14 protein-coding genes are annotated in these 12166 nt (G+C 62.1%); 3 read left to right on the top strand and 11 right to left on the bottom strand.

All coding sequences use genetic code 11. From position 1 onward, the window contains the following. Positions 1-89: 89 nt before the first annotated feature. Positions 90-1004, top strand: coding sequence for a bifunctional helix-turn-helix transcriptional regulator/GNAT family N-acetyltransferase (locus AWB66_RS05670; RefSeq protein ID WP_159462882.1), 915 nt, complete (start codon positions 90-92; stop codon positions 1002-1004). 47 nt (positions 1005-1051) lie between these two features. Here AWB66_RS05670 and AWB66_RS05665 read toward each other — a convergent pair whose 3' ends face one another. Further along, the gene (locus tag AWB66_RS05665) at positions 1052-1864 is read right to left on the bottom strand and encodes a MetQ/NlpA family ABC transporter substrate-binding protein (RefSeq protein WP_087629285.1); all 813 of its coding nucleotides are present in this window, start codon (positions 1862-1864) and stop codon (positions 1052-1054) included. Between the two features lie 169 nt (positions 1865-2033). Between AWB66_RS05665 and AWB66_RS05660 the strand changes: the two genes are divergently transcribed. Continuing rightward, complete coding sequence (locus AWB66_RS05660; RefSeq protein ID WP_087629284.1) at positions 2034-2330, top strand: YciI family protein; 297 nt, start codon at positions 2034-2036, stop codon at positions 2328-2330. Positions 2331-2386: 56 nt separating this feature from the next. Here AWB66_RS05660 and cyoD read toward each other — a convergent pair whose 3' ends face one another. From cyoD to AWB66_RS05615, 9 genes are all read right to left on the bottom strand, one after another. Further along, positions 2387-2719 (bottom strand): cytochrome o ubiquinol oxidase subunit IV, encoded by a 333-nt coding sequence (cyoD, locus tag AWB66_RS05655; RefSeq protein ID WP_087629283.1) that lies wholly within the window; start codon positions 2717-2719, stop codon positions 2387-2389. Continuing rightward, positions 2720-3328, bottom strand: coding sequence for a cytochrome o ubiquinol oxidase subunit III (gene cyoC, locus AWB66_RS05650; protein ID WP_087629282.1), 609 nt, complete (start codon positions 3326-3328; stop codon positions 2720-2722). Continuing rightward, a complete protein-coding gene (gene cyoB, locus AWB66_RS05645; protein WP_087629281.1) occupies positions 3329-5314 on the bottom strand; it encodes a cytochrome o ubiquinol oxidase subunit I in 1986 nt (661 codons plus the stop codon). Positions 5315-5317: 3 nt separating this feature from the next. Beyond that, complete coding sequence (cyoA, locus tag AWB66_RS05640; protein WP_087629280.1) at positions 5318-6208, bottom strand: ubiquinol oxidase subunit II; 891 nt, start codon at positions 6206-6208, stop codon at positions 5318-5320. A 400-nt stretch (positions 6209-6608) separates the two neighbouring features. Continuing rightward, positions 6609-7211, bottom strand: a complete 603-nt coding sequence (locus AWB66_RS05635) for an SCO family protein (protein WP_087629279.1) — start codon at positions 7209-7211, stop codon at positions 6609-6611. Continuing rightward, on the bottom strand, positions 7208-8113 hold the full coding sequence (gene cyoE / locus AWB66_RS05630) for a heme o synthase (RefSeq protein ID WP_087629278.1): 906 nt from the start codon (positions 8111-8113) through the stop codon (positions 7208-7210). Before cyoE ends, AWB66_RS05635 begins: the two co-directional genes overlap by 4 nt. 9 nt (positions 8114-8122) lie before the next feature. Next, positions 8123-9232, bottom strand: coding sequence for a COX15/CtaA family protein (locus AWB66_RS05625; RefSeq protein ID WP_087629277.1), 1110 nt, complete (start codon positions 9230-9232; stop codon positions 8123-8125). Positions 9233-9244: 12 nt separating this feature from the next. After that, on the bottom strand, positions 9245-9901 hold the full coding sequence (locus AWB66_RS05620) for an SCO family protein (RefSeq protein ID WP_087629276.1): 657 nt from the start codon (positions 9899-9901) through the stop codon (positions 9245-9247). A gap of 69 nt (positions 9902-9970) precedes the next feature. Then, a complete protein-coding gene (locus AWB66_RS05615; protein WP_087629275.1) occupies positions 9971-10711 on the bottom strand; it encodes an SURF1 family protein in 741 nt (246 codons plus the stop codon). Positions 10712-10801: 90 nt separating this feature from the next. Between AWB66_RS05615 and AWB66_RS05610 the strand changes: the two genes are divergently transcribed. Beyond that, positions 10802-11011 carry a twin transmembrane helix small protein gene (locus AWB66_RS05610; RefSeq protein ID WP_016344133.1) on the top strand — a complete coding sequence of 70 codons (210 nt, stop codon included), beginning with the start codon at positions 10802-10804 and terminating at the stop codon, positions 11009-11011. 212 nt (positions 11012-11223) lie between these two features. Here AWB66_RS05610 and AWB66_RS05605 read toward each other — a convergent pair whose 3' ends face one another. Continuing rightward, positions 11224-12081, bottom strand: a complete 858-nt coding sequence (locus tag AWB66_RS05605; RefSeq protein ID WP_087629274.1) for a cytochrome c oxidase subunit 3 — start codon at positions 12079-12081, stop codon at positions 11224-11226. Between the last annotated feature and the right edge of the window lie 85 nt (positions 12082-12166).

Genomic DNA, 12166 nt, shown 5'->3' with positions numbered 1-12166 from the left:
GTGCTTTTACGCGGCACAATAGACGGAGTTGCTTCGGACTCTGAAGTAATGAAGACACACAAAACTAGACACTGAGAGAACGAGGAATGATGACCGTAAATTCCGACCGCGCCGCCGAGGCAGTCCGGCGCTTCAATCACTTTTATTCGCGCTACACGCGAGGGCTGCAGGAGTGCCTGCGCCAGAGCGCTTTTTCGATGGCGGAGGTGCGGGTGCTCCAGGCGCTCGTCTACGACCCGCCGCAGACGGCGGCGCAAATCGCGCGCAGCCTGGGGCTCGACACCGGCTATTTGAGCAGGCTGTTGACCCGGTTCGAACGCAATGGCCTTCTCGTGCGGCTCCCGAGCATCGACGACGCACGCAAACACGTCCTGATCCTGACCAAAGCGGGCCGGACGGCCTTCGACGAAATCGGCGCGGGCAGCATCGTCGAAGTGTCGGCAACGCTCGATCGCTTGGCCGAGGGCGAGCGCGCGCAACTCATGTCGTCGATGGCGGATATCGAGCGCCTGCTCTCGCCTCCCGTCAATCAGGAACGTGTGCGCCTGCGCAGTCCGCGACGCGGCGATTTCGGCTGGATCGTGGAGCGCTGCGCCCAGCTCGCTTCGCGTGACAATGCCGGTCCGGACATGGAAACGCGCGCGGCGTCGGTCGTGACGCGCTTTCTCGACTCGCCGTCTCACGCGACCCAGGACGCGCGGCCGTCTGCGTGCTGGATCGCCGAGCAGGATCACGGTTCGCGAATCGGCGCCGCGATACTGATGCGTGTGTCGGAAAGGCTCGCGCGCATCGAACTGCTGTTCGTCGAACCGGGCGCGCGCCGGCAAGGACTGGGCTCGCGTCTCGTCGACGCCTGTTCGCGGTTCGCGGTCGACGCGGGCTGCGAGCAACTCTCCTGCTCGTTCGACGAAGCCCACGCCGACCTTCGCGGGTTCGTCGTGAGCCGTGGATTTGCAGCGGCGAACGAGGGCTGGCAACGGTCGCTCTCTTCCATCGACGCATAAAAAAATGGCGCCCGTCAGGCGCCATTCATCTTGCCGTCTGAATCGACTCAGAACGAGGGCACCATCGAACCCTTGAACTCCGTCTTCAGGAACTGACGCACGTCTTCCGACTGGTACGCGGCGACCAGCTTCTTCACCCACGGCTGGTCCTTGTCTTTCGCGCGCACCGCGATCAGGTTCGCATACGGGCTGTGCACGTCTTCGAGCGCGATGGCGTCCTTGCCCGGCTGGAGGCCTGCGGCCAGCGCGAAGTTCGTGTTGATCGCGGCGGCGTCGACGTCCGCGAGCGTGCGCGGCAACTGCGCGGCATCGAGTTCGACGAGCTTGATCTTCTTCGGATTCCCGGCGACGTCGAGCGGCGTGGCGTTGCTGCCGTTCGTGCCCGCGCCGGCCTTCAATTTGATCACGCCTTGCGACTGCAACAGCAGCAGCGCGCGATTTTCGTTCGACGGGTCGTTCGGCACCGCGATCCTTGCGCCCTCCGGCAGATCCTTCAGCGACTTCAGCTTCTTCGAATAGACGCCGAGCGGGGAAATGTACGTCAGTCCCGCGTTGACGAGCTTGTAGCCGCGTTGCTTGATCTGGCTGTCGAGATACGGCTGATGCTGGAAGCTGTTGGCATCGAGATCGCCCGCGTCGAGGGCGGCGTTCGGCTGCACGTAATCGTTGAACTCGACGATCTTCACGTCGAGACCGTCGCGCTTGGCAACCTTCTGCACGACTTGCCAGATTTGCGCGTCGGGACCGCCGATCGTGCCGACCTTGACGACTTTGCCGTCGGCATGGGCGCCTGCGCTCGTGAAAAACGCGGTCGATACCGCGACGAGGGAAAGGGCTTTGAGCAAATGTCTGCGCTGCATGGTGTTCTCGCTTCGATACAAGGTGACGGGTACTTCGCCTGAGGTCGCGGATATTCGCACACTCGTGGTGCAAACGGAAATATGCAATTGGAATGTCGTTATGCCGACGCCGGCGTGAAAGGCGCCGTCCGGCTTAGAATCGTCCATCATCCAACCCGGAACGACCGCCATGTACGTCATCAATCTGCGTTATACCGGCGCGCTTGCCGAAATCGACGATGCACTCGGTGCACATCGCCTTTTCCTCGAACGGCAGTTCGCTGCGGGCATTTTCATCGCCGCGGGTCCGAAGGTGCCGCGCGACGGCGGGATCATCCTGGCATCGGGGATCGATCGCGACCGGCTCGATTCGATCCTCGCCGAAGACCCGTTCGCGGCACAAAAGCTCGCGCACTACGAAGTGATCGAATTCAAGGCGACACGGCTCGCGCCCGGCCTGAACCTGCCGTCGCCCGCGGACGCGTAAACGACGAAGGCGGCCACTGGCCGCCTTTTCCTGATCGGAACGTTCGCGTTATCCGTTTAACGCGACATCATGTTCATCGACACGTTGTGCATGACCCACATCGTGCCGACGATCAGAAACGCTGCCGCGAGCACGGTATAGCCGAAAGCGATCAGATTCCAGCGTTGCGCGCGCGACGTGTTCATGTGCAGGAAGTACACCAGATGAACGACGATCTGCACGAACGCCAGCGCGCCGAGCACGAGCAGCGCGGTATCGGGCGGCAGCACGCGCTTGATGACGAGGCCGAACGCGGCCGCGGTGAGCAGCACCGAAAGCACGAAGCCGACGACATAGCTACCGAGCGTGCCGTGTCCGTGGTCCGCCGTTGAAGAGTGCGCATGGCTCATTTAGATCACGCTCCCGAGATAGACGAAGGTAAAGACACCGATCCACACGATATCCAGAAAGTGCCAGAAAAGACTCAGGCACGTGAGCCGGCGAATTTCGCGCTCGGACAGTTCCGGGTTGCAGATGACCTGCGCGGCGAGCACGACCATCCAGACGAGGCCGAGCGTCACGTGCAGGCCGTGCGTACCGACCAGCGCGAAGAACGACGACAGAAACGCGCTGCGGCCGGGGCCGAAGCCCTCGTCGAGCAGATGTCCGAACTCGCGGAATTCCAGCCACAGGAACCCGAGGCCGAGAACAAACGTGATCGCGAGCCACATCAGCACCGTACCGCTCTTGCGACGGTGCGCGCCGAGCATCGCAAAGCCGAAGGTGATGCTGCTCAGGAGCAGCATCACGGTTTCGAGCGCGACGCCCTGGATGTCGAAGAGTTCCTTGCCGCTCGGACCACCCGCGAACTGATGCGCCATGACGCCGAACGTGGCGAACAGTGACGCGAAGATCACGCAGTCGGTCATCAGATACAGCCAGAAACCGAAGACCGAATGCGACGGAACGTGTTCCTCTCCGGAATCGTGCGGATCGAGAACGAGAGTTTTCTGCAACATTTAAACGACCTCCACTGCCGCAAGCGCGGGACTGTGCGTCTTCTCGATCGTGCGGACCGTCGAAGCCTCGATGTAATGGCCGTCGTTGCGACGGAAGCTATAGCCGATCACCGTGACCGCAATCGCGACCAGCGCCACGATCGCGAGCCACCAGATGTGCCAGACGCCTGCGAAACCGAGCGCGAGACTAAACAATGCGATGAACAAGCCCGCACTCGTGTTAGACGGCATGTGAATGTCGCGGTAGACGGTGTCGCGTCCGAGGCCGTGCCCCGTTTCCTTCATGTGCGCGAACGCATCGAGTTCGTGGACGACCGGCAGATTCGCGAAGTTATAGACCGGCGGCGGCGAGCTCGTCGCCCATTCGAGCGTGCGGCCGCCCCACGGATCGCCCGTGACGTCGCGATACTCCGGCAGATGGCGGTTGCGCACGCTGACGATCACCTGCACGACCTGGAACACCACGCCCACCGCGATGATGCCCGCACCACATGCGGCCACGATCAGCCACGGCTGCCAGGCGGGATTGTCGTAGTGATTCATGCGTCGCATCATGCCCATGAAGCCCAGCACGTAAAGCGGCGTGAACGCGACGAAATAGCCGACGAACCAGCACCAGAACGCGCACTTCCCGAGCTTCTCGTTGAGCTTGAATCCGAACGCTTTCGGGAACCAGTACGTCACGCCCGCCATGTAGCCGAATACCACCCCGCCGATGATCGTGTTGTGGAAGTGCGCGACCAGGAACAGCGTGTTGTGCAGCAGGAAGTCGGCGCCCGGAATCGCGAGCATCACGCCCGTCATGCCGCCGATCGTGAACGTCACGATGAAGCCGATCGTCCACAAGATGGGCGACGTGAACTCCAGCCGGCCGCGATAGATCGTGAACAGCCAGTTGAAGATCTTCACGCCGGTCGGAATGGCGATGATCATCGTCATAATGCCGAAGAAGGCGTTGACGTTCGCGCCCGAGCCCATCGTAAAGAAGTGATGCAGCCACACGAGGAACGCCAGAATCATGATCACGCACGACGCATACACCATCGTCTTGTAGCCGAACAGCGTCTTCTTGGCGAACGTCGCGACGACTTCCGAATAGATGCCGAACGCCGGCAGCACGAGGATGTACACCTCGGGATGCCCCCACGCCCAGATCAGGTTCAGGTAGAGCATCGGATTGCCGCCGAGGTCGTTCGTGAAGAAGTGCATGCCCATGTAGCGGTCGAGACCGAGCAGCGCCAGCGCGACCGTCAGGATCGGGAACGTCGCCATGATGAGCACGTTCGAGCAGAGCGCGGTCCACGTGAACACCGGCATCTTCATGAGCGTCATGCCGGGTGCGCGCATCTTCACGATCGTCACGAAGAAGTTGATCGCCGTGATCAACGTGCCGACGCCCGACAACTGCAAGCTCCAGATATAGTAGTCAACCCCGACGCCCGGACTGTATTGCAGCTCCGAAAGCGGCGGATAGGCGAGCCATCCGGTCTGCGCGAATTCGCCGATCACGAGCGAGACGTTCATCAGGATCGCGGCGATCGCCGTCATCCAGAAGCTCAGCGAATTGAGGAACGGAAACGCGACGTCGCGCGCGCCGATCTGCAGCGGCACCACGAGATTGAAGAAGCCGACCATCAGCGCCATCGCCATGAAGAAGATCATGATGACGCCGTGCGCCGTGAAGATCTGATCGTAGTGATGCGGCGGCAGGAAGCCCGGATCGAGATAGGCGATGGCCTGCTGCGCGCGCATCATGACGGCATCGATGAAGCCGCGCACCAGCATCAGCACCGCGACGACGCAATACATCACGCCGATGCGCTTATGGTCGACGCTCGTCAGCCACTCGGTCCACAGCCATTTCCACTTGCCGTAGACGGTCAGCCCGCCGCCTACGCCGAGTACCAGGAGCGCCATGAAGGCGGCGGCTCCCATGATGATCGGCTGATCGAAAGGGATCGCCGACAGTGTGAGTTTTCCGAACATGCGTTACCCCTGCGTTGCGCAGGCAGCATCCTTGAAGTCCAGGACGTTACCGTTGTTGTACTTTGCGATGATGTTGCGAAAGAGCTTCGAATCGACGGTCGAGAAATACCTGACCGGCTGGTTCGTGCTCGGCTGCGTCACGACGTTGTAGGCGTTCATGTCGAGGCGGTCGGCGGAGGCCTTCACGCCCGCGACCCACGCGTCGAACTGAGCCGGCGTTTTGGCGAGCGCGCGGAACTTCATGTCGGCATAGCCGTGACCGCTGTAATTGGCCGATACGCCCGCGAAGTCTCCCGCGTGGTCGGCGACCAGATGCAGACGCGTCTGCATGCCCGCCATCGCGTAGATCTGACTGCCGAGCTGCGGGATGAAGAACGAGTTCATCACCGAGTCGGACGTGATGCGGAAGTTCACCGGCGTGCCGACCGGAAACGCGAGCTGGTTGACCGTCGCGATGCCGAGGTCCGGGTAGATGAAGAGCCACTTCCAGTCGAGCGCAACGACTTCGACGTTGATCGGTTTCACCGACGACTCGAGCGGCTTGTACGGATCGAGTTCGTGCGTCGTCTTCCACGTCAGGATGCCGAGGAAGAGAATGATCAGCGTGGGAATGGTCCAGACGACCACTTCGATGGCCGTCGAGTGCGCCCACTTCGGCGCATAGGTGGCATTGCGGTTCGACGCGCGATAACGCCACGCGAACACCAACGTCATGATGATGACCGGTATCACGACGATCAGCATCGCGATGGTCGCCGTCGTAATCAGATCCTTCTCGGCCACCCCGACGCTGCCTTTGGGATTCAGCAGATCCAGGTTGCTACATCCGGAGAGACACGAGATCAGCGCGACCGAGAAGGGAAGCAAGATCCCTCTTAAGAGTTTTCCATTCATTTCATTTGCCTGATCTTCATTGATTCGTTCCAGACGAAAGAGAGATGCGCGACGCCGTTGGGGACGCGCCGGAGAGCGTTACAGCGCGGAATTTTATGCAGGTGCACCCATGCGGAAATTGACCGCGGTCAACATAACGAATGCGTCTAAACGCCCTTGACCACAGGCGTTTGTCTGAAGATGTTCTTAGAAACGTGACGAGCGTCGTCATCACGGTCATGAGGATGTCTTAATAAGACGGTCGCGCCCGGTCGGATGACGGAACGAACCGTCGATAACAACCGCGCAGTTGAAAGCAGAAGAGGTAGTTTTGCCGCAGAATCGGCGATGAATGCGGTCGATCGGATTCGACCGGCAATCTTGCGTGTCGACGCGCATCGTCCGGGCGGACGATGCGCGTTCAGTCGAGCAGCAGTTTCAGATCGTGAACCCAGGGCTGGACGCCTTGTCCATCTCGGGCAAAAAGTCGCAGCTTGCCTTCGGGGTCGAAGACGTAGCTCGCGGCCGTGTGGTCCATCGTGTAGTCGCCCGGCGTCTTGCCCTGCGCCTTGGCGTAGTACACGCGGAAGTCCTTCGCGACCTTCGCGAGTGCCGCGTCGTTCGCGGGACGCAGCCCGACGTACGACGCGTTGAACGCCGATACATACTGCCCGAGCAACTCGGGCGTGTCGCGCGCGGGATCGACGGTGACCATCAGCACCTGCACGCGCTTGCCCTCGTCACCGAGTTGCTGCAGCGCCTGCGAAAGCTCGGCGAGCGTCGTCGGACAGACATCCGGGCAGTGCGTGTAGCCGAAGAACAGGACGACGGCCTTGCCTTTGAAATCAGCGAGCGTGCGCGTCTTGCCCGACGTGTCGGGCAGCGAGAACGTGCTGCCGAACTGCGTATTGCCGGTGATGTCGAGATTCTTGAAGTCCGGCGCCTTGTTGCACGCCGCCAGGAGTGCGGCACCGGCCAGCGCGAGCGCAATGCGCCCGAAGATCCTGCGAGCCGGAATGGTCATGCGCCGATCACCGTGCGCACGTAGTGATCGACGAGCAGCGCGCCGAACAACAGCGACAGATACACGATCGAATAGCGGAAGGTCTTGCGCGCGAGGGCGTCCGAATATTCGCGATAAATCTTCCACGCGTAGCCGAGGAACACCGCGCCCAGCACGACCGCCGAGGCCAGATAGATCACCCCGCTCATGCCCGAGATGAACGGCATCATCGTGACAGCGAACAGAATCACCGTGTAGAGGAAGATGTGCAACCGCGTGTATTGCTCGCCGTGCGTGTTCGGCAGCATCGGCAGGCCGGCGTTCTCGTAGTCCTTGCGGCGATAGAGCGCGAGCGCCCAGAAATGCGGCGGCGTCCACACGAAGATGATCAGCACGAGAATCCATGCATCGCCGGGCACCGCGCCCGTCACGGCCGCCCAGCCCAGCGCCGGCGGCATCGCGCCCGACGCTCCGCCGATCACGATGTTCTGCGGCGTGTACGGCTTGAGCAGCAGCGTATAGATGACCGCGTAGCCGACGAACGTCGCGACCGTGAGCCACATCGTCAGCGGGTTGGTGAAGGTGTAGAGCGTCGCCATGCCGGCGCCGCCGAGCACCGCGGAGAAGAGCAGGATCTGCGCGGTCGTGATCTCGCCGCGCGCCGACGGACGCCATGACGTGCGCCGCATCATCGCATCGACTTTTTGCTCGACGAGACAGTTGATCGCGAACGCCGCGCCCGCCAGGAGCCAGATGCCGACCGTGCCGCCGATCAGCACGGTCCACGGCACCATGCCGGGCGTCGAGAGAAACATGCCGATGACCGCGCAGAACACCGCCAGCTGCGTCACGCGCGGCTTGGTCAGCGCGAGATATTGCGAGAGGCGGCTACCGGAGGGAGAAGTGATTGTCGTGCTTTCCATGATTTGGATTCACGCTGAAACGACGTCGCGCGCGGGAAGCACGGCGCGGCCGGGACGGCTGGAAGAGATTCGAAAGTTTAGCATAACGAGCAGCAGCAGCAGGATTGCTGCACCGCCGTTGTGCGCCACGGCGATGGGCAACGGCCATTGCAAAACGATGTTCGACAGCCCCGTCAGAAACTGCACGACGATCAGCAGCAGCACGCCGTTGGCCGGCGTGCGCAGCGATTCGAAACGACGCAGCCTGAACGCGAGCCACAGCGTGTACAGCACCACGACCACGGCGAATGTCCGGTGCGTCCAGTGGATCGCGACGAGCGCGTCCTGCGAAATCACGTCGCCGTCGCCGGTCATGCCGAGCGCGCGCCACAGGTGAAAACCGTGCTCGAAATTCATCGGCGGGACCCATTGGCCGTTGCACAGCGGGAAGTCGGTGCAGGCGAGCACCGCGTAATTGGTGCTGACCCACCCGCCGAGCGCGATCTGCACGATCAGCAGCGCCAGCCCGAAAAGCGCCGCCGGCATCCAGCGCGCGGCTTCGGGCTCGTGAACGGGAATCGGCGTCTGCCGCGCCGCGAGCCACCCGAGCGCACCGAGCAGCGCAAGCCCGAGCAGCAGATGCAGCGTGACGATCACCGGCTGAAGTTTCATCGTGACCGTCCACGCGCCGAACGCGCCCTGCACGCAGATCAGCAGCAGAATGCCCGTCGGCCACCACGGCGAGACGTGCAGCGGCCGGCGCTTGAAACGCGCCGTCCACGCGATCGCCGCCTGCGCGATGATCAGCACGCCGATCGCCATCGCGAAATAGCGGTGAAGCATTTCGATCCACGCCTTGACCAGGCTGACGGGTCCGCTCGGCATCGCCTGATGGGCGGCGGCGATCTGCGCATGCGCGATGAACGGCGACGACGTGCCGTAGCAACCCGGCCAATCGGGGCAGCCAAGGCCGGAATCGGTCAGGCGCGTGAAGCCGCCGAACATGATCAGATCGAGCGTAAGAAACGTCGTCAGCCAGACGAGCTTGCGGAATTTGTTGTCGTCGGCCTTGACCCAGACGTACGAGAGCGGCAACAGCGCGATACAGAGGCCAATCAAGCCGAGTTGCAATACGAACATTCTTCTAAACCCTCAACCGATCCGTGACCACTTGAGAAGTTTCGCGAGATCGCCCTTGATCTTGGCGGGATCGGGATTTTTCGGGAAACGCTCCATCAGATTGCCGTTCGGATCGACGAGAAAGATGTGGTCGGTAAGCTGCGAGTCGTCAGAGATTGGCAGCCATTTCGAGACGGCGCCCTGATCTGCAACAAGCATTCGCGTATCCGGTTGCGGATAGGCGGTTTTGATCTTGTCGTCGACGGGTTTGTCGTCGGTACGCAGCCAGACGTTCACGACGCGCTCGCGTTCGGCCGCCTGCAGCGCGCGAACCTGGCGCATGAAATAGAGCCGCGTCGCGCACGGTTCCCCGCAGTCGCTGCCGTTGACCGTGACCATCAGCCATTTGCCGCGCAGCGCGGTCAGCGGCATCGGCTCGCCCTTTTCGTCGCGGACCATCAGGTCGCCGGGAATCGGGCGCTGCGGCTCGATCAGCGCGCCGTAGCTCGTGGTGCCGCCGGCCGGTTTGAACACGTAGTACATCAGATACGACGCGATGACCGGCGCCGCGCAGACGAACGCAAGCAGCAGCAGCATCCAGCGGCCCTTGTTCCACGAGCCTTTCGTGGCTTCGCGGTGCTCGGCGCGCGCCTTGTTGATGGCGGAAGGCGAAGGACGGGGGGTTTGCATCGACAAAACAGGGCCTCTATTCGATTACGCAGCGCGCCGGTTCAATCCGCGCGCCGACTGGATTCAAGCTTAGGCGTGGCTGGCGTGATTGTCCGCTTCGTCGGCGGAGTCGCTCTTTTTCGCGGCGCGACGCGCGGCGTAGAGACCGAAACCGATCGCCGCCGCCGCCATGCCCCACCACTGCAACATATAGCCATAGTTGCGTTCGACGCCGAGCGTCGGTGCCGGCCAGTCTCGCACGAGCTTGTCGCCGGTGTTGTTCAGTTGCTGGATCACGAACGGCTGCAGCGGCAGACCGGTCTCGCTGGCGTAGGCGGCGATATCGAGATTCTGACGAATCTTTTGACGCGCCGCCGACCCGCCCCGCCCCAGTTCGAACGCCTGCGACGCATTCGAACGCGCAATGCCTTCGATCTCGACCTCGCCTTTCGGCGTCTCGTAAGGCTCGATGCCCGTGCGATCGGCGAGATTACGCGGCAACCAGCCGCGATTGACCAGGACGTAGCCGCCTCCGTCGAGTTTAAACGGCATCACGACATAAAAACCCGGCTGGTCGTTATAAGGCCGATTATCGAGATAAACGACCTGCTCCGGCAAAAATTCGCCTCGCGCCAGCACGCGATGAAACTCGATGTCCTTCAGCGGGATCGGCATCACGCCGACGCGCTCTGCGGGCGCGTTTTCGAACGCGACGATCCGCGCGTTGAGCGCTTCCTTCTGATGCGCGCGATCGCGCTGCCAGAACCCGAGCTTCACCGTCACCGCGACGACGATCAGGATCAAGAACGCCGGCCAGAAGCGAATCTTCATACCCGCGATCCGTCCCGTGCGACGCGGCACGATCCATGCGATGCGATAATCGATTGATTCAACTTCTCATGCCAATCGCTGGCTGGTTTCATGCACATCATCGTTGCCATCGCATTCATCCTTATCATCGGCAGCCTCGGCTCGGCGCTGTACTTCATGATGACGGACCGGGGCAAAACCAAGCGGATGGTGTGGTCGCTTGCCATGCGCGTCGGGCTGTCCATCTCGCTGTTCCTTTTCATCCTGTTCGCGCACTGGATGGGCTGGATTCAGTCGACCGGCATTCCGCTCGGACGCTAAACCGCCGCGAAGGTTCGCCGGGGCACCGTTTTTAGCATGCGCCGGGCGCCGCCGGCGCGACATATCAGCGCGGTCATTCACGCTGAAAATCTCCCGCAGTCCAGAAAGCAAAACGCCGCCCGGGAAAGGTCGAGGGCGGCGCTCAAGCAGTGCTGTGCGACTGAACGTTGCGGACGGCGCGTCGCGCGCCGCCGTCCGTGCTGCGACAACCGTTACAGCCAGTACACGACGATGTACAGCCCCAGCCACACGACGTCGACGAAGTGCCAGTACCATGCGGCGCCTTCGAACGCGAAATGATGCTCCGCCGTGAAGTGGCCGCGGATCAGCCGCACCATGACCACCGCCAGCATCGTGCCGCCGAGGAACACGTGAAATCCGTGGAAGCCCGTCAGCAGGAAGAAGGTCGAGCCGTACACGCCCGATGCGAGCGTCAGGTTCAGTTCGTTGTAAGCGTGGAAATACTCGTAGCCCTGGCAGAACAGGAAGATCAGACCGAGCAGCACCGTTGCGCCGAGCCAGATGATCGCCTTCCTGCGATGGTCCTCGCGCAGCGCGTGGTGAGCGACCGTCAGCGTTGCGCCGGAACTCAGCAGGAGCGCGGTGTTGATGGTCGGGAGCGGCCACGGCGTCATCGAGCGGAAATGTCCGACCAGCGCCGCCGGCCCGTTATTCGGCCACACTGCGGTGAAATCCGGCCAGATCAGCTTGTAATCGAGGCTCGCCAGCTCGTGCATCGCAATCGCGCGCGCGTAGAACAATGCCCCGAAAAACGCGGCGAAGAACATGACTTCGGAGAAGATGAACCAGCTCATGCTCCAGCGATACGACGTGTCGACGCGCTTGCCGTACATGCCGCCCTCGGATTCCGAGATGGCGTCGCCGAACCAGTGCCAGAGCACGAACAGCACGAACAGCACGCCGAGCAGCGTCGTGAACGGCGCCCAGGTATGACCGTTGACCCACGACGCCAGCGATCCGAGCGCCACCAGGAGACCGGTGGCCGCCATGATCGGATGCCGTGACGGGTGCGGCACGAAATAGTACGGGCTATCGTTTTGACCGCTCATTTTTGATTCTCCACTTCGATCCAGTTGCTTGTTTTCTTTCGACTCGGGGCGGCGCGTCGCATCATCCACACCACGCCGGCCCGGC

Origin of the sequence: Caballeronia telluris (assembly GCF_001544495.1) — a bacterium.
GTDB lineage: Bacteria > Pseudomonadota > Gammaproteobacteria > Burkholderiales > Burkholderiaceae > Caballeronia > Caballeronia telluris.
This window is presented reverse-complemented; position numbering and strand designations above follow the sequence as displayed.

Bases quoted from the DNA above. Each gene is read 5' to 3' on its own strand.
- AWB66_RS05670 (WP_159462882.1), top strand. From the start codon at position 90: ATGACCGTAAATTCCGACCGCGCCGCCGAGGCAGTCCGGCGCTTCAAT.
- AWB66_RS05665 (WP_087629285.1), bottom strand. From the start codon at position 1,864: ATGCAGCGCAGACATTTGCTCAAAGCCCTTTCCCTCGTCGCGGTATCG.
- AWB66_RS05660 (WP_087629284.1), top strand. From the start codon at position 2,034: ATGTACGTCATCAATCTGCGTTATACCGGCGCGCTTGCCGAAATCGAC.
- cyoD (WP_087629283.1), bottom strand. From the start codon at position 2,719: ATGAGCCATGCGCACTCTTCAACGGCGGACCACGGACACGGCACGCTC.
- cyoC (WP_087629282.1), bottom strand. From the start codon at position 3,328: ATGTTGCAGAAAACTCTCGTTCTCGATCCGCACGATTCCGGAGAGGAA.
- cyoB (WP_087629281.1), bottom strand. From the start codon at position 5,314: ATGTTCGGAAAACTCACACTGTCGGCGATCCCTTTCGATCAGCCGATC.
- cyoA (WP_087629280.1), bottom strand. From the start codon at position 6,208: ATGAATGGAAAACTCTTAAGAGGGATCTTGCTTCCCTTCTCGGTCGCG.
- AWB66_RS05635 (WP_087629279.1), bottom strand. From the start codon at position 7,211: ATGACCATTCCGGCTCGCAGGATCTTCGGGCGCATTGCGCTCGCGCTG.
- cyoE (WP_087629278.1), bottom strand. From the start codon at position 8,113: ATGGAAAGCACGACAATCACTTCTCCCTCCGGTAGCCGCCTCTCGCAA.
- AWB66_RS05625 (WP_087629277.1), bottom strand. From the start codon at position 9,232: ATGTTCGTATTGCAACTCGGCTTGATTGGCCTCTGTATCGCGCTGTTG.
- AWB66_RS05620 (WP_087629276.1), bottom strand. From the start codon at position 9,901: ATGCAAACCCCCCGTCCTTCGCCTTCCGCCATCAACAAGGCGCGCGCC.
- AWB66_RS05615 (WP_087629275.1), bottom strand. From the start codon at position 10,711: ATGAAGATTCGCTTCTGGCCGGCGTTCTTGATCCTGATCGTCGTCGCG.
- AWB66_RS05610 (WP_016344133.1), top strand. From the start codon at position 10,802: ATGCACATCATCGTTGCCATCGCATTCATCCTTATCATCGGCAGCCTC.
- AWB66_RS05605 (WP_087629274.1), bottom strand. From the start codon at position 12,081: ATGAGCGGTCAAAACGATAGCCCGTACTATTTCGTGCCGCACCCGTCA.